Here is a 15,468-nt window from a genome sequence, read left to right on the forward strand (position 1 = left end):
GAGAGTGAACTTAAATAACAGTGGCTTATCTTTTCGCGCTAAAGCCGGATGCCTTATCCCTCATTGTTACACTCAGTTTACTGATGACGATACAAACTCAAAGGCATCGAAAAAAGCCTCCCTTAGTTTTAAGAAAGGGAAATTATACTTTTCTCCTGTTTAGTAATAGATAATATTTAGGTTATATATAAATTAAATTTTTATTTTTATCTGAAATTCTGACAATAAATTATTATGTTGTTATGACCGAGATGAAGTATTAATTAGTAAATTATTAGTTCGGATTATTAGTTGAATTGTAGATTTTCTTAGTTGCCCCTAGTTAGATAGTGATAAAATTTTTAGCTATCTGTTCCCGTACAAGCTTAGTTTTAGATCTGGCTTGTACGGTTTTTTCTCTTAACACTAATTACATCGCATAACGGCATGATTTCTCGCCTCTTGTCTCATCTTTCTAGACGAAAGCTCTACCTACCTCTCATTATTCTCGACAAACATTGAGTAAAAGTAACTAATCGTAACAAGGTGGCTGTAACTGAGCGCCGTTTCAATATACTCGCTCTTTACCTAGGTAACCCTGCGCTTTGAATTCATTCGGGTACCGTTTGTAAGCCTTAAATGCTACTAAGATAAGATGTCATGATGAGAAAAAGTACTATATTAAACACAGTGTTAATTACAGGGTTCGCTGCTGTATCTTCGTTGGCTTATGCAGCACCAACGGTTGTGCCAAATGCACCGGAACTCAGTTCTCGTGGCTATGTTTTGATGGACTTTCACACTGGGAAAGTGCTGGTTGAACGTGATGCACATAAACGGCTAAATCCTGCGAGCTTAACGAAGTTAATGACGGCTTATGTGGCTGGTCAAGAAATTAACGCAGGTAATATTACTTTGGATGATGAGGTCGTCATTAGCCGAAATGCTTGGGCAAAAAACTTCCCAGATTCCTCAAAGATGTTTATTGAAGTCAATACTTCCGTTTCTCTATCTGACTTATACCGTGGCCTGGTTGTTCAATCAGGTAATGATGCTAGTGTGGCCATTGCTGAACATGTCGCAGGTAGTGAATCAGGGTTTGTAAGCTTGATGAATAGTTGGGCTGCTAAGCTTGAATTAACTAACACGGCTTTCACCAACCCTCATGGTCTAGACAGTGACGGTTTATATTCAACACCTTATGACATTGCCAAGTTGGGTCAGGCTATTATTCGTGACTTACCTGACATCTACCCACTGTATAGCGAAACCTCGTTTACCTACAACGGTATTACGCAATATAACCGCAATGGCTTGCTTCGTGATCGCAGTATGAATGTTGATGGCATGAAAACTGGTTATACGAGCGGTGCTGGTTATAGTCTAGCGACTTCAGCGACTCAAGGTGATATGCGTTTGATTGCTGTTGTAATGGGAGCGAAAAGTGAGAATATCCGTGAATCCGAAAGCAAGCAATTGTTAAGTTATGGCTTCCGCTTTTACGATACGGTAATGCCAACCGAGGCAGGAACGGAAGTTGCGAACGCTCGAATTTGGATGGGCGAACAAGATGAGCTTAAAGTAGGCGTTGCCAATGACGTTTATCTCACTTTACCAAAAGGGGATGTGAAAAAGCTACAAGCTGAAGTTGAATATAATGGCGATTTGGTAGCGCCAATTTCTGAGCAACAAGTGGTTGGTAAAGTGCTTTACAAAGTCGAAGGTAAAGTTGTGAATGAAGCCGAACTTGTAGCGTTGGAATCGGTGGAAGAAGGCAGCTTATTCAAGCGAATTTTAGACTGGTTTAAGCAATTGGTCGCGAGTTGGCTCTAAAAAACAGCTAACTTCTGCCATTATCACTCTATCTTGTTATTGTTCTATTAAATCAATTTACTAAGGCGGCCAACGTGGTCGCCTTACTTTTTTGGAATACTCGTTGCGCTAAAACATCGAATCTTCTCGTGTGGGTCTATTTTCGCCTAATTAGAAGCGTTTTTGTGTTTTTGAGTGCGAGAAAAAAGAAACTAGAACAAAAATGGAGTGACACGTGCACAAGATTTTATCTTTGACATTGATTTTATCGCTCATGGGCTGCGCTATGCCTTACCAGCAGCAGGTCGATAGTGGCCAATGTGTTGGAGTAATGACCTCTCAGGATGCGTATGGTTATTTAAACCCAAACCATTACACGATGCAGGTACTCGCGCTAAAGCAAGAAAAAGATGTGAAAGATTACATTCGTTATATCGATCCTAAGCATCCGGTTTGGGTTAACTGGAAAAACAGCCGAGGCACGCGTTGGTATACGGTAACTGTTGGCGATTTTAAAACGAAACAGGATGCCTACAATGCGCTTTCTTCACTGCCGAGCCGCGTAAAGCAGTCATCCCCATTTGTGCTGACTTTTGCGGAAATGCAGCGTAAGCAACAAACGAGTGTTGTGAGAATGCGTTAGCCAACAAAAAACGGAAGCAATGGCTTCCGTTTTTTGTATCTAAGGGTAAGCTTAAAGCGCCGCTAAAATCGTTTCTGCTTTGCTTGCTTCAAACTCTTTTGGTTCTTCAACGTTAAGTTTGGTCACAATGCCGTTTTCAATGATCATAGCGTAGCGTTGTGAGCGAATACCACCAAAGCCGCCGGTATCCATTTCAAGACCTAATGCTTTAGTAAAGCTTGCGTCGCCATCACCCAACATCAGGATTTCTGAAGCGTTTTGAGCTTCGCCCCAAGCTTGCATCACAAATGCATCGTTTACAGAAACACACGCAATTAAATCAACACCTTTTGCCTTCAACTCGTCGGCTAATACCACATAGCCTGGTAGGTGAGCTTCCGAGCACGTTGGGGTGAATGCGCCAGGTACAGCGAAGAGTACGACTTTCTTGTTTGCAAACAGCTCAGTCACGTCGTGGTTAACCATACCATCGGCAGTCAATTCGCTTAGAGTCGCAACTGGTAGAGCTTGGCCTTGTTGAATCATGATTTTATTCCTTTTTGTGTGCTAGTTTAGCTTTCTCAGTCTAGCGCTTATAAATGCGGTTAACCACAGAGCTTTTGTAAGGTTTTAGCACCTAAGTGTTTGACCCAAGATGTAGCACTGATGGCTTTATTACAACGCTTCATGCTGACTTACGTATTGACTAACGAGATGGCGATACTTCGCTTTCAACTCATTATCGATGAAGCTAGCATCAATCGCATTCATTGTGAATTGAGCTAGTTCATTCTTACTCATTGGGTGTGCGTTGTTGACGGCTAAAAAGTTATCTGTCATGTAACCACCAAAGTATACCGGATCGTCCGAATTAATTGTCACAGCGACCCCTTTGCGCAGTAGCTCGACAATATTGTGATCGTTCATATCGTCAAATACACACAATTTAAGGTTCGATAATGGACATACCGTCAGTGGCATTTTGCTTTCAATTAACGACTCGACTAATGCTTCATCCTCAACACAGCGAACACCATGATCCACGCGGCTGACGTGAAGCATTTCAATTGCATCGGTAATGTTTTGTGCGGGGCCTTCTTCACCTGCGTGAGCAACAGTCAGTAAGCCTGCTTCTACCGCTTGTTTAAATACTCGTTTGAACTTAGCTGGTGGATGGCCTTGTTCTGAAGAATCTAGACCGACACCGATGATCTTATCACGGTGTTTCAGAACGGCTTGCAGAGTCTCCATAGCGCTTTCTTCTGAAAGGTGACGGAGGAAACACGCAATGATTTGTGAAGTAATGCCGAGCTTCTCGTGCCCATCTTGTAGTGCGCGGGCGATCCCGTGGATAACGGTGTCAAAGTCAATACCGCGCTCTGTATGCGTTTGTGGGTCAAAAAAGATTTCGGTATGAATAACGTTATCCGCTTTACAGTGCAGTAAGTATTCCCAAGTGAGATCGTAAAAGTCTTGCTCTGTACGCAAAACATCCGCCCCTTGGTAATAAAGGTCAAGGAATGACTGTAAGTCTTCGAACTGATACGCGCTGCGTAGTTCACTCGGAGAAGAGTAAGGAATGTCGATGCCGTTTCGTTGTGCTAACTTGAAGAGAAGTTCTGGCTCAAGTGAACCTTCGATATGTAAGTGCAGCTCTACTTTTGGAAGACCTTGAATAAATGCGTTCATATTCCACCTTATGTGTATTGTGGATGCAGTTACTCTAAGAATAGGTATAGATAAGAATAAATCGAACGCTATCACAAAGAGTAAGACCCACGATGATCTCAACTCTTCGTAATCAGCACTTTGCGGGAACTGGTAGAGACCCCCAAACCATATCATTGGGGTTATACGAAGCAAACGAGGCGATTATACGCAAAATTCTCAATTTGGCTATACGCAAATAACCTAGTTGTCAGTAGTCGAAGGGTTTTTCTAAGAAAAGTAACTGGCAACCGTATAAGTCACTTGGGTATAGAGGAGCAAATTGGTTTTTGGGCGTGCACGAGGCTTATCGTGTTGTTAGAAGTGAGGAAAAAGAGTGAGGCTTCGTTTGAGCAAAGGTAGGTGGCGGTACCTTGCACAACGATGGAGCAGAGAGAGAATTGAGAGAGTCAAGGATAGCTTATAGATCAAATAACTTGTCAAATTCTCTTTGTTCCATAATGTCTTCTATACGGCGTCGCGTTTTTTGTTTTACCGCCGCCGCGTTTTGCTCAGACTCTTTCTTGTCTTTTTCTGCTTGCTTCTTACTTTTTCTAGCCATTGGATACCTTCCAAATTAGTTGCATCATTCATTAATGCATGAAAACTGAATTAGTTAACAGTAAAACTTCCTAACTTTGAACCTGAATCACAGAGAATAGTTCCAGATTGCGTTTTCTCACAATATTCAAAATCGATCATGTAACTATGAGAATGAAGCTTAGGTAATACGTGCCTTCGTAAAATATCACCATTTAATTGATGTATTTTAGCGTTCCAAGAGGTGTGAGGTTGTTCTAGATTAAATTCAATTTCTAACATTTATTCTCCTGTTTCTTAGTGATTTTGTCTTTGTTAAGTAATTGATACCAATGCCTTTGACGGCCTGTTCTTTTTGAGGACATGATTTTTCCTATAAATAATAAATTAAGCAGTACTATCCTATTTATTTTAGGTAGCACAAAGCAATGCCTGATATTAGGCTGAGTGATTAATGTGAGAATATTTTTGAAGGAGAGAGGTTTGGTGCAGCATGGGGATGCTACACCAAGAAAAGCAGTCTTATAGAGGAGTTACTTCAGTCGCTTGAGGACCTTTTTTACCTTGCTCTACGTTGAAGCTTACTTTCTGACCTTCAGTCAGTGTTTTGAAACCGTCAGAAACGATAGCGTTGAAGTGTACGAATACATCTTGACCACCGTTGTCTTGAGATAGGAAGCCAAAGCCTTTAGTTTCGTTAAACCATTTTACTGAGCCGTTTACTTTAGACATAAAAATACCTTTGAATTAAACATTAAAATTTGAATTTGTTTTGTGGATCTTTTCTAAGCTATTGAATGTTCAATCAAGAGGAAGTTGTACGCAGGTGTCTGAATTGGGGGATTCAAGATTTTACTGAGAGGAAACTTAAACTAAATGTTGCATTAACAGCTCTCTTCTAAGAGCCAAGGCCTACTATACACCTTGTTTAGGAAATAGCTACACTTATTTTTAAATATATGTCGATAGCTTGGATAAGTGTGCTGTTCGAAAAATTTGAATAAGTAGCTCAAATAGCAAGGCTCATGATTATTTTTCTTCAATCTAAAATAGAACCATATCGATAGCCATGGCTGAACATGCGGTTTGCAAGCAGCCACAAAGGTAAACGAGGAGAAATAGTATGAGCACATTCAGAGAAATTCGTCAGCTTATTCAATCACAACCCACTGCTGATGGTGACGGAGTGAAAATTCGTCGAGTAGCAGGGTTTAATAATGAGAGTTTTTCTCCATTTTTGATGATGGATGAACTTAAGTCTGACGACCGTGCTGATTATGTGGGTGGCTTTCCTCCTCATCCTCATCGCGGCATCGAGACGCTTACTTATATGTTGAAAGGTCATTTCCAGCATCGTGACCATATGGATAATGTTGGTGAGCTTCGTTCTGGTGGCGCTCAATGGATGGCGGCAGGAAGAGGCGTCATTCATAGTGAGATGCCTATTATGCAGGAAGGTGAATTGCATGGTTTCCAAATTTGGATAAACCAGCCTGCGAAAAATAAGATGGCACCGGCTCAATATCATGACTTTCAACCTGAAACGATAACGGAATTCGAAACTCAAAGCTCGGGCGTTGTGCGCTTGATTGCTGGTCATCTGACTATAAACAACGAACGTATTCAGGGGCCTCTAACAGAAACAGGTGTTGCTGCCACGGTGGCCGATTGGAGAGCGATGGTTGGCCACGCTTTGAATTTGACCACGGAGCAAGACCACAACATGATGATCTACGTTTATAAAGGTCGTGTTCAGTTAAAAGATCGTGAGATCAATCAAGGCGAAATGGCGATTCTATCGAAAGGTGAATGGGTTGAATTACAAGCCGAAAAGGAGAGTGGTGCTCTGATTTTTATTGGCGAACCAATCAATGAACCAGTGGTTCACTATGGCCCTTTTGTAATGAATAGCATGGAAGAAATAGAACAAGCAATCCAAGACTACAATTCAGGATTGTTTGAAACCTACTAGCGTCAACATCCTAACTCCCTTTTCTGTGAGTAGCGCAGTTATCAACAGTTTTGAGCCTGACTATTGGGCTCGACCAGAAGCAAATACGATAATCCACTGCCATCGAATTTGCGTTAGCCACGTCTAATCCACGTGGCTTTTTTCTACTTCTGATTCCATCGCATGATGGCTTCTTTTCCTGCTTCAATACCTAACTCATAAGCTTGGCGCAATGGTACTGGCGAGCGACTCAATCGTTTTAATTTAAATGATTCGGGAGGACAAACTTGGATGATTTCGACTCCCGATGGTGGATTGTCGATCAGTGCTAAAGTTTGATTGTAGCGAACTTCACGCGTCAACATCGGCTCAATTAATCCTGGCGTTTCTTTCAACATCCGTTTGGTTAGTGCGCTGAACTTTCCTTTCGGCTTTTGATAGCTAGAGGGTTGACTGCGTAAAACCATAATCTTTTTGGCTCCCCGCTTTATTGCTTCTGCGACAGGAAGTGCATCAGAAACCCCACCATCAACGTATCGGGTGCCGTTCAGTAAGACACCATTTCGGTAAAGTAATGGAAGCGCGCTGCTGGCTTTCATTGTTTCTGCGAGCTCGTCGACATTAGGAGTATGGTACTCGGCTTGGCCATTGTCTTGACGTGTTACGCCTAAAAAGAAAGGTCTCGAATCCGCTTTTAGTACGGACTTGTCGATGCCAAGCTCTTTGAGAGTGACGTTCCACATCCAATCTAAGTTCATCATATCGCCGCCACGTAGAATCTGAGATGGTGAGATGAATTCTTTCCTTAAACTGTAATCGAGATAGATTTTTAAGTTGCGCCCGGGCATTTTAGCTAAATACGCCGCCAAGTTACTTGCGCCCGCCGATACGCCCCAAAAGCTATCAAATGGAGAGAACTCGTTAGCGAGAAAATGATCGAGTATGCCGCAAGAAAATACACCTCGCATCGCCCCACCTTCGACAATCAACGCACGCTCTCCTACTTGTTCCATCACTGTGTTCCATTCTTTACCTATTGGATGAATAGAATGCAGCTTAACGCATAACGGTTTTATACCCAAGTGGTCCTAAGTGCTAGGGCATCTCCTTAAGTAAAAGAAAAGGGCATCGATGGATGCCCTTTTTATATTAAGCCTAGAGAGTTACAGGTTATTGAGCAGCTCATTTAGTGAAAGCGCACTGAATAAATATGTTACTCCCACACAGAAAGCGGCGCCTGTAATTCCAATACTGATCGTTGTTGTAATTAAAAGAAGTGTCATCTTAGACATACAAGATCAAACTCCTTTTTTATATTTAAGTGGGGCGTTGTGCGTCTGGTTATCGTTTGGAATCATAATGCAAGCGCCCTAAGTTTATTGTTCTAATAAAAGTGATGATCACTTGTCAAAAAAGCAGATAAATAGCACCCAAACTGTTGTTAATGCGAGCAGCGGAGTGAATACTTTCTGTATAGAGGCGCCATCGGTTAGGTTGTAGATTTTGATGGATTCGTTATAGAACGCCCGCTTGAACGCCTTAAAAGAAATATCATTTTTCACATGAGATTGTTCATAGTGTAGGTGTGCTGCGTCTGATAGTTGGTATTCTAAGTCTTGGAGTTCGTACTCTTTGTTAAGAAATGCCTCCCAAGCCGAAAGACGGGCTATCGTTTTTGGAGATTGATTACCCTTTAACTTCTCTAGACGTTTGGCATAAGCAGCTTGATATTTATCCACGGTGTATTCCTGTCTGAATAGACGTTGAGTTAGAACATTTGTAAAAAGAAAAACGAGCAAAAAAGGGGCTTTACGTTCTATGTCTGTGATAAATGCTAAGGAGCTCAATGGTCTATTTCTCTGATGTCGCGAATAATATTGATTGAACTTAAATGCGACAAACAAAATAATTTACTCAAGATAACAACGAATATTTGTTGCCTTTTAAAGAAAAGCGATAGTGATGCGAAGTGGTGGCTTTGATCGGGAAGAAACCCGCTTTCGTAACGGCTTACGTTTATTGAGAAAAAGTAAACGCTGGAACTATCGCTGGATTGGTGTGAGTTATTTATCGTCAAAAATCATTAATATCAACTATGCTTATAGTTCGACTTTTCGTAAATAAACTCAATTTAGAGGAGCGGAAATAATACTGATTTTTGAGCGTGGGTGAGCTTGGAGGGTTAAGCTAATCCATTGATTAATAAAAAAGTAAAGTAGTACAGAGCTAGGGTGAACTTCAACTTAAAGGTGACGGTATGGATATACAATCAATCATTATTGAATATGCGATAGCGATAATAGGCTTACTTTTGACGGGAGTTGCCCTCTGAGCAATACTGCCCAGAGGATAGAAAGTATATTGGCTGTTTGTTAGCGGTTGATATTGTACCGAGCCATTGCAGCTTCTTCTGACGACACAACCGTTTTACCAATTGGTGCGAGTGAAATAACCGCAAGCTTCAGGTGTTGGAGTGCAAACGGAATACCAATGATGGTTACAAAACACGCTGCGGCGGAAAGTACGTGACCGATTGCTAACCAAAGACCTGCAAAGACAAACCAAAGGACGTTGCCGATAACGCCTAGAGGGCTCGTACCAATGTCCATTTCATTGGTCAATTCATCGCGTGAAATGGCTTCTTTTCCGAATGGGAAAAAGGAAAAATTACCCATAACGATACACGCACGCCCCCAAGGTATTCCGATGATGCTAATAAAGGCTAAGATACCGAAAAACCACCATAGCAACCCCATAAATACGCCACCAAATACAAACCAAATGATGTTACCGAGTGTTCTCATTCTATTTCCTTTACTCTTGAATATGACGATGCAGGTTCCTGAGGGTATCGTAATGTAAAACTAGAACCACTCCGTTAATAAACGTGATCCGTTCCCTCATTCACTTGCTTGATAGAATAGCCGCATAAGTATTAACAGAGAATGAATGACTCCCTGAAGCTACGTTTGTTTTAGTATAGAGCGTAATACTCGATTAAGCATATAGCCAAGAATTAAGCTACCTAGAGGTAACTTTCTCGATATATTGACAAATTTGCTCTGCTAACTGATGGCTAGCAATGTTGCGTTTCACTACTTCACTGGCGATTTTCCCAGATTCAACGACGTTAAACCAGTCGAGCAACATCGCATGGAAACCTTTGCTCGTCAGCATTGGCGTCCAATCTTTCAAATTGATTTTTTGCTCTTGGTTCGCTTGCCATCGTTTCCCTTCAACGAAGGAGTCGAACTCCATTGCTTTGTTTGCATAACAAGCTTGAACGCGTTCCATAGTCATACCGAAGTGACGATTCATCGAAGCGTGGAGTAAAGTATCTCCGTGTTGCCACTGAATATCTAAACGCGCCAATTGGTCACCCTCAAGTTGATGCGTTATGTAAGCCTCTTTTAAATCGGTCTTGGCTGTCACGTTAATACTGTCTAATGGGTGAATAAAATCATCAAATATAAAGGTACGAATATCGCCTGGTAGTTGGTGACGGTTCTTTTCCCAGCGTAGCGATTTTAGGTCAGAAATGTTGCCTTGCTGTACTTCTGGCATGTGTTGGTTGTAAAGCGGAATATGACGTCGGTTGAAGCCCACATAAAGTGGTTTTTTTTCTTTTTCGGCAATATCGTACAGTTTTTCCACGTCATCAGCGTTGTCCGCTAATGGTTTGTCGACAAAGGTTGGGATTCCATTCTGCAAAAAGAATGCTGCGATTTGAGGATGTACGCTTGTTGCCGCATGAATCATGACAGCATCTACGCCAAAGTGCAGAAGCTGCTGGTAGTCTTGACAGGTCTCTGAGATTCGATATTGCTTAGCCAGACTCTCAAGTGCATTTGCGTTGCGGGTACAAAATACAAGTTCGATATTTGGAAGCTGAGTGATAACGGGAAGGTATGCTTTCTGAGCAATATCTCCTAAACCAATAATACCAATTTTCATCCTAGTCCTTATTTCGATGTATGGATGGCAGGTTGTAGTATAACGCTTGGCAAGGTGATGAGTTTAAATGCCTTGTTAGAAAAGAGACTGACTCACATTTTGAGTCAGGCTTTATTGGTCCACTTAGGAAGTCGTGCGGCAGTCTTTGAATATATCTAACTTGCCGTCGTAAGTTTGGGTTTGTACATCCATAACGCCTAATAAAGAGTGGAACACGTTATCATGTGAGTACTGGCCTGCCTTTTGCGCTTCATTCGACAAACAGTCGGTGTTGATTTTTTTCGCTTGTTTAAAGCCGGAAGATAACCACATGAGCAAAGGAACACGTTTTTGGAAGTCTGGGGCAAGGCCGTAAGGCATGCCATGTAAGAACAATCCGTTTTCGCCTAGCGATTCCCCATGATCCGATACGTAAATGAGAGCGGTATTATATTGAGACTCTAATGCTTTGAGTTTGTTGATGGTTTCTGCCAACACAAGATCAGTGTAGCGTATCGTATTGTCGTAAGTATTCACGATTTGTTCGACGCTACAGTTTTCTATATCTGCACGTGGGCAGTCTGGTTTGAAAAACGCTTTGTCTCTAGGATAACGCTGGAAGTAGGTAGGACCATGGCTTCCTATAAGATGCATGGCGACAACGCGATTGCCGTGCATATCCGCAACTTCTTGATCAAAGTGATCTAACAGCGCCATATCGTAACAGGTTTGACCGTTACACAGAGGACTTGCTTGCTTTCGGTTCACTTCAATTTTCTTGATCTTGTGGGCGACTTCTTTGTCTCCGCCATCATTTTCTTTCCAGATGAGGTCCACTCCAGCGCGCTGCATGATGTCGAGAGCATTGTCTTGGTTATCTGCCTTGGTCCGTTCAAACTCGCTTCGCGTGAGCTGAGAAAACATGCAAGGCACAGATACTGCAGTTGCAGTGCCACAAGACGCAACCTCTTGAAATGAAATCACATCCAGCTTACTGGTGTAAGGGTTTGTCTCTCGCTTATAGCCATTGAGTTGGTAGTTTTGCGTTCGAGCGGTTTCTCCGACAACAAACACCAGTAGTGTCGGCTTGTTCTGTGCTTGCTTTACTGCGCTATCTGACTGCTTTGCATCGATGCCAATCTCGCGATACTGCTCTGGCGTGGTGAAGTATTTCTCCTTTACATACCCAGTCGCGCTGTAAACGAATTGAGTGGGAATAATGATTTTTTTCAGATAGCTGTTATTGCGACCGACAGATGCATAGTCTTGGTAGTAAACACTGGCAATAACAGCAATTACTGCAAGAGATGACAACATCGACACCAACTTCGTGAGAGAAAAATACAGCAATTGGTGGCGCTGAGACTGCAACTTGACCTTATAGACAATCATCGCAGGGACGCCCCCCATAAGTAGCGTCCAGATTACAGAATAAGTACTCAGGTAAGAGCTTGCCTCGCTCGAATCGGTTTCAGCAATATTAGCAATCATTCCAGAATCGAAAAGCGTGCCATAGTTGTAACTTGCGTAGCTCACCATACTCGAAATTATGAGCAAAATAATAAAGAATGGCTTTCCAACCCAAGGCCAACTAAATAAGTTAAAAAGGAAATTGAGCGCGGCAAGAAAGAAAATGGGTATCGTAATAATAAAACCAATTTTGACATTATCTAGGCTTGAAAAAATACCATTCAGCTCTTTGTAAATAGGAATGTTTACAACCAGCGCGAAATAGAGTGCCAACAAGAAAGTAAAGGTAACGTACGAGATACCTTTTTGTTGCAAATTATGTGTCTTCATAAGTAAATGTCTTGAATCAAAATCAGAGCAAGAACGAAGCCCAAACAAAAAGGGCAAGAGTGAGCGCAACAAATACTGCAGCCGAGCCGATATCTTTGGCTCTACCACTGAGCTCGTGCCAGTCATCGCTAACACGGTCGACAACCGCTTCTACGGCGGAATTAATAAGTTCGACGATCAGGACCAATAACAGGCTACTGATCATCAGTACTCTTTCAAATGTGGTGACTGGAAGGAAAAAAGCACAGACGGAAAGCACTAAGGCTAGAGTCAGTTCTTGTCTGAAGGCGGCTTCGTATTTCCATGCGGCTTTCAATCCCTGAAATGAATAGCCGGTCGCATCCATGACACGGCGTAGACCTGTTTTTCCTGGCTTCAAAATATGACCTTACTACAGCTTAATAATTTAAATTGTGCATCTATCCAAACGATGAAAAGAGACTAATCGTTCTTGCGTGAAACATTTGTGAATGGCATTCATCACACAACGATATAGGGTTTGAATAAGAAAAAAGAGTTGAATTAATCAAGGTCGTAGACGGTATAGCCTTTATTCTGAAGGCATTTTCGCAGTACGAGAGATTGTGTCTTGGTGGAGTCATTGCTTCCACTCAACGCTCCGGCCCCAGCCCCTACAGCACCGCCTGCAGCAGCACCTACAGCAGCCCCACCTATCCCGCTTTCTAGCGCTCCAGCTGCTGCCCCAATTAGTGCACCTGTAACAGCACCATTAGCGGCTTCAGATTTAGCAGCTTCCGCTTTGTCTACGTTATCCGCATACCCTTGGCAATAAAGAAAATCTTGTTCATATTTAGCAGGATCAACATTGGTCATGTCGACAACAGGCTTTTGATTATAAGTACAAGCGGTAAGAGTAGAGGCAAGCGTCATAACCAGAATAAAAGGTTTGTACATGAGTATTATCCATTTGTTCTGTGAATTTATGGATTAAATGTACACTGTTTTATTGTTGGGCTCTGTCGCTGGAGTGTATTGAAGTGTCGTCTTCTGTAAAGGAGGAAAGACGTTAGCTTAACTGTCTGATTTTGGAAGACGAAGTGTGAAGCAAGCACCACCAAGTGGGCTATGAGAAATCGAAACCTCACCATGTTGAAGTTCCATTATCTGCCTGACGATCGCCAAACCGAGCCCAAATCCACTCGTGTTTTTGTTTCGGGACTCATCCGCGCTATAAAATGCTTCAAAAAGGTGAGGCCAATGCTGCTCTTCTATACCTATACCATCATCATGTACATGGATTAAACAGCTTTGCTGATCACTTTTTATCTCAACCATAATTTGAGTATTTGCGTATCGCATTGCATTGCGTAGCAGATTATCCAAGGCACGCTTTAGCAGTTTTGGATCGGCGAATGCGCGCGCGTTTTCAGAGTTTGTTTCATTGACTGAGATAGATAATTTGGTCTCTTTTTGCCATCTCTGTTTTAACTCACTAACTAACTTGGCGAGTGCTACGTTTTCTGTTTGCAACGCCGTATCTGGGCGTTCCATTTTGGCGTAATAAAGCAACTCTTCAACCATGTCTTCCATCTCGTCAATGTCCTCGACGATACTACGTACATGCTTTTTCTGTTGTTCGGTTAATGTAGAGTCCGATAACAAGTCAGCTTGCCACTGTAAACGAAAAATAGGAGTGCGTAATTCATGCGCAACTGCATTGGTCAGCATTTTATTGCTAGTGATCAGGCGAGAAACTTTGTCAGCCATCGTATTAAAGCTTTTGTTCAGCGTTCCAACGGACTTGGCACTTGAGGTGCTTGCTCGTGCTTTGAAGTTGCCTGAAGCAAACTCTACCGTGACTCTTTCTAACTCACGAATTCGACGACTCAAAAACCAGATCAGCAGTATGCAATACAGAGCAAATCCGGCTAAAAAGAATAACCATACAATGTTGTCATCAAAGTTAATCGCCTGAATAACTGAGCTATCCGGATCATCGATCATTTTGAAAATAGGGGTGTCCGCATCTAGGCGGAACCATATATCCCTTTCTTCGTCGTAAGCAACGTTAACAGAGGTGTCACTTTCAAATGCTTTTCTGATGTCCTCTGGAAGTTCTTCGAGCGTATGAGGAATCAACAAGCGATGGCTGGACGTGGCAAATTGCTCAAGCTGTTGTTGAGTGTATTCTAGTCCGTGCTCTTCGTAGATAGGATAGATCAGATCGTGGAAAGCTTGGCCTTCTTGCTCTTGTAGCAGGTAATCGTAATCTGTGTTGATCTCATAGACTAAGAATTCGTAACCCCACAAACTCACCATAAATAGAATGATAAGACCGACAAAGCTTTCCAGATAAATCCGTCTCATTATTCATTCCATGCGTCAGGCATAAATAGGTAGCCTTTGCCGCGAACCGTAATAATTTTTTGTGGAGAGCAAGAGGCATCGCCTAATTTTTTTCTCAATGTCACAATACGGTTGTCAATGGTGCGATCTGTACCGTCGTACTCAATACCACGTAGTGTTTTCGTTAACCACTCACGTGAGAGTGTTTTTTCTGCGTGTGTTGCGAGAACCCATAATAAATCGAACTCACCGTCAGTCAGCGCAATTTCTTCCTGGTTCATGACGCATGATTTACGTAATCGGTTTAAACACAGCACTCCAACTTGTAGACCGTTTTTGGACTCGGTAGAGGCTGCCTCTTTTCTTCTCAATAGCATGCGAATGCGTGCCAGCAGCACGCGAGGTTTGATTGGCTTGGTAACAAAGTCATCGGCGCCAATTTCTAATGCGGCGACGTGATCGAAGTCGTCATCACTCGCTGTCAGCATCAACACTTTGCCTTTGTAGCATTCACGGATTTGACGACATACGCTCAGGCCGTCTTGTCCAGGTAGCATCAAATCTAACAAAACCACGTCTGGCTGTGTGTCAATAATCGCTTCGGGTGCGTCTGTCCCGTTGTCGATACATTTGACCTGGAAACCTTGTTCAACAAAATACTCTCCCAGCATAGCTTGTAATTTGGGATCGTCTTCCACGATGATTAAAGATGGTTTGACTTGTTGTGCGTTCATTTGAGTGATGTATACAATATTTAATATCACTGGAACTTAAACAAATTTACGAATTATTTCAAATAAAGCTTTCTCAGAATAAG

Annotated in this window: 17 protein-coding genes and 1 riboswitch; of the genes, 3 read left to right on the top strand and 14 right to left on the bottom strand. The window is 42.3% G+C overall.

Annotated elements, in window-relative coordinates:
- Positions 1-642: 642 nt before the first annotated feature.
- Together NB463_RS04735 and NB463_RS04740 are read left to right on the top strand one after the other, a co-directional pair.
- Positions 643-1,812 carry a D-alanyl-D-alanine carboxypeptidase family protein gene (locus NB463_RS04735; RefSeq protein ID WP_134646426.1) on the top strand — a complete coding sequence of 390 codons (1,170 nt, stop codon included), beginning with the start codon at positions 643-645 and terminating at the stop codon, positions 1,810-1,812.
- Positions 1,813-2,026: 214 nt separating this feature from the next.
- Positions 2,027-2,434, top strand: coding sequence for an SPOR domain-containing protein (locus NB463_RS04740; protein WP_006741205.1), 408 nt, complete (start codon positions 2,027-2,029; stop codon positions 2,432-2,434).
- A 51-nt stretch (positions 2,435-2,485) separates the two neighbouring features.
- On the opposite strand, the gene NB463_RS04745 is transcribed toward NB463_RS04740, so the two are convergent.
- The 5 genes from NB463_RS04745 to cspE form a co-directional block, all read right to left on the bottom strand.
- On the bottom strand, positions 2,486-2,959 hold the full coding sequence (locus tag NB463_RS04745) for a peroxiredoxin (protein ID WP_005396331.1): 474 nt from the start codon (positions 2,957-2,959) through the stop codon (positions 2,486-2,488).
- A 129-nt stretch (positions 2,960-3,088) separates the two neighbouring features.
- Positions 3,089-4,102 (bottom strand): adenosine deaminase, encoded by a 1,014-nt coding sequence (locus tag NB463_RS04750; protein ID WP_104973475.1) that lies wholly within the window; start codon positions 4,100-4,102, stop codon positions 3,089-3,091.
- Positions 4,103-4,191: 89 nt separating this feature from the next.
- Positions 4,192-4,291: riboswitch (purine riboswitch) on the bottom strand.
- Positions 4,292-4,541: 250 nt separating this feature from the next.
- The gene (locus NB463_RS04755) at positions 4,542-4,682 is read right to left on the bottom strand and encodes a PA3496 family putative envelope integrity protein (RefSeq protein ID WP_005396335.1); all 141 of its coding nucleotides are present in this window, start codon (positions 4,680-4,682) and stop codon (positions 4,542-4,544) included.
- A gap of 50 nt (positions 4,683-4,732) precedes the next feature.
- Positions 4,733-4,942: a hypothetical protein gene (locus NB463_RS04760; protein WP_053807947.1), complete on the bottom strand. Its 210-nt coding sequence runs from the start codon at positions 4,940-4,942 to the stop codon at positions 4,733-4,735.
- Between the two features lie 240 nt (positions 4,943-5,182).
- Positions 5,183-5,392 (bottom strand): transcription antiterminator/RNA stability regulator CspE, encoded by a 210-nt coding sequence (gene cspE, locus NB463_RS04765; RefSeq protein ID WP_005396336.1) that lies wholly within the window; start codon positions 5,390-5,392, stop codon positions 5,183-5,185.
- Between the two features lie 391 nt (positions 5,393-5,783).
- On the opposite strand from cspE, the gene NB463_RS04770 reads away from it, so the two are divergent.
- Entirely contained in the window at positions 5,784-6,632 is an 849-nt protein-coding gene (locus NB463_RS04770; RefSeq protein ID WP_258431394.1) for a pirin family protein, read from the top strand.
- Positions 6,633-6,775: 143 nt separating this feature from the next.
- Here NB463_RS04770 and NB463_RS04775 read toward each other — a convergent pair whose 3' ends face one another.
- The 9 genes from NB463_RS04775 to NB463_RS04815 all read right to left on the bottom strand — a co-directional run bounded on the left by NB463_RS04775 (position 6,776) and on the right by NB463_RS04815 (position 15,385).
- On the bottom strand, positions 6,776-7,624 hold the full coding sequence (locus NB463_RS04775; protein ID WP_258431395.1) for a patatin-like phospholipase family protein: 849 nt from the start codon (positions 7,622-7,624) through the stop codon (positions 6,776-6,778).
- A gap of 387 nt (positions 7,625-8,011) precedes the next feature.
- On the bottom strand, positions 8,012-8,350 hold the full coding sequence (locus NB463_RS04780) for a hypothetical protein (RefSeq protein WP_006741201.1): 339 nt from the start codon (positions 8,348-8,350) through the stop codon (positions 8,012-8,014).
- 633 nt (positions 8,351-8,983) lie between these two features.
- Positions 8,984-9,415 (bottom strand): YccF domain-containing protein, encoded by a 432-nt coding sequence (locus NB463_RS04785; protein WP_005373685.1) that lies wholly within the window; start codon positions 9,413-9,415, stop codon positions 8,984-8,986.
- 217 nt (positions 9,416-9,632) lie between these two features.
- Positions 9,633-10,565 carry a Gfo/Idh/MocA family protein gene (locus NB463_RS04790; protein ID WP_258431396.1) on the bottom strand — a complete coding sequence of 311 codons (933 nt, stop codon included), beginning with the start codon at positions 10,563-10,565 and terminating at the stop codon, positions 9,633-9,635.
- 123 nt (positions 10,566-10,688) lie between these two features.
- Entirely contained in the window at positions 10,689-12,344 is a 1,656-nt protein-coding gene (locus tag NB463_RS04795; protein ID WP_258431397.1) for a phosphoethanolamine transferase, read from the bottom strand.
- Positions 12,345-12,366: 22 nt separating this feature from the next.
- Positions 12,367-12,723: a diacylglycerol kinase gene (locus tag NB463_RS04800; RefSeq protein WP_145472743.1), complete on the bottom strand. Its 357-nt coding sequence runs from the start codon at positions 12,721-12,723 to the stop codon at positions 12,367-12,369.
- Between the two features lie 143 nt (positions 12,724-12,866).
- On the bottom strand, positions 12,867-13,259 hold the full coding sequence (locus NB463_RS04805; RefSeq protein WP_150916969.1) for a glycine zipper family protein: 393 nt from the start codon (positions 13,257-13,259) through the stop codon (positions 12,867-12,869).
- 117 nt (positions 13,260-13,376) lie between these two features.
- On the bottom strand, positions 13,377-14,672 hold the full coding sequence (locus tag NB463_RS04810) for an ATP-binding protein (protein WP_258431398.1): 1,296 nt from the start codon (positions 14,670-14,672) through the stop codon (positions 13,377-13,379).
- Positions 14,672-15,385 (bottom strand): response regulator, encoded by a 714-nt coding sequence (locus NB463_RS04815; protein ID WP_258431399.1) that lies wholly within the window; start codon positions 15,383-15,385, stop codon positions 14,672-14,674. Before NB463_RS04815 ends, NB463_RS04810 begins: the two co-directional genes overlap by 1 nt.
- Positions 15,386-15,468: the final 83 nt, after the last annotated feature.

The organism is Vibrio sp. RM-41-2B (assembly GCF_024744415.1).
GTDB classification, from domain to species: Bacteria; Pseudomonadota; Gammaproteobacteria; order Enterobacterales; family Vibrionaceae; genus Vibrio; species Vibrio diabolicus.

Excerpts from the sequence above, each read along its gene's own strand:
- NB463_RS04750 (WP_104973475.1), bottom strand. The coding sequence starts at position 4,102 with ATGAACGCATTTATTCAAGGTCTTCCAAAAGTAGAGCTGCACTTACAT.
- NB463_RS04735 (WP_134646426.1), top strand. The coding sequence starts at position 643 with ATGAGAAAAAGTACTATATTAAACACAGTGTTAATTACAGGGTTCGCT.
- NB463_RS04755 (WP_005396335.1), bottom strand. The coding sequence starts at position 4,682 with ATGGCTAGAAAAAGTAAGAAGCAAGCAGAAAAAGACAAGAAAGAGTCT.
- NB463_RS04745 (WP_005396331.1), bottom strand. The coding sequence starts at position 2,959 with ATGATTCAACAAGGCCAAGCTCTACCAGTTGCGACTCTAAGCGAATTG.
- NB463_RS04760 (WP_053807947.1), bottom strand. The coding sequence starts at position 4,942 with ATGTTAGAAATTGAATTTAATCTAGAACAACCTCACACCTCTTGGAAC.
- NB463_RS04775 (WP_258431395.1), bottom strand. The coding sequence starts at position 7,624 with ATGGAACAAGTAGGAGAGCGTGCGTTGATTGTCGAAGGTGGGGCGATG.
- NB463_RS04815 (WP_258431399.1), bottom strand. The coding sequence starts at position 15,385 with ATGAACGCACAACAAGTCAAACCATCTTTAATCATCGTGGAAGACGAT.
- NB463_RS04785 (WP_005373685.1), bottom strand. The coding sequence starts at position 9,415 with ATGAGAACACTCGGTAACATCATTTGGTTTGTATTTGGTGGCGTATTT.
- NB463_RS04790 (WP_258431396.1), bottom strand. The coding sequence starts at position 10,565 with ATGAAAATTGGTATTATTGGTTTAGGAGATATTGCTCAGAAAGCATAC.
- cspE (WP_005396336.1), bottom strand. The coding sequence starts at position 5,392 with ATGTCTAAAGTAAACGGCTCAGTAAAATGGTTTAACGAAACTAAAGGC.
- NB463_RS04795 (WP_258431397.1), bottom strand. The coding sequence starts at position 12,344 with ATGAAGACACATAATTTGCAACAAAAAGGTATCTCGTACGTTACCTTT.
- NB463_RS04805 (WP_150916969.1), bottom strand. The coding sequence starts at position 13,259 with ATGTACAAACCTTTTATTCTGGTTATGACGCTTGCCTCTACTCTTACC.
- NB463_RS04770 (WP_258431394.1), top strand. The coding sequence starts at position 5,784 with ATGAGCACATTCAGAGAAATTCGTCAGCTTATTCAATCACAACCCACT.
- NB463_RS04810 (WP_258431398.1), bottom strand. The coding sequence starts at position 14,672 with ATGAGACGGATTTATCTGGAAAGCTTTGTCGGTCTTATCATTCTATTT.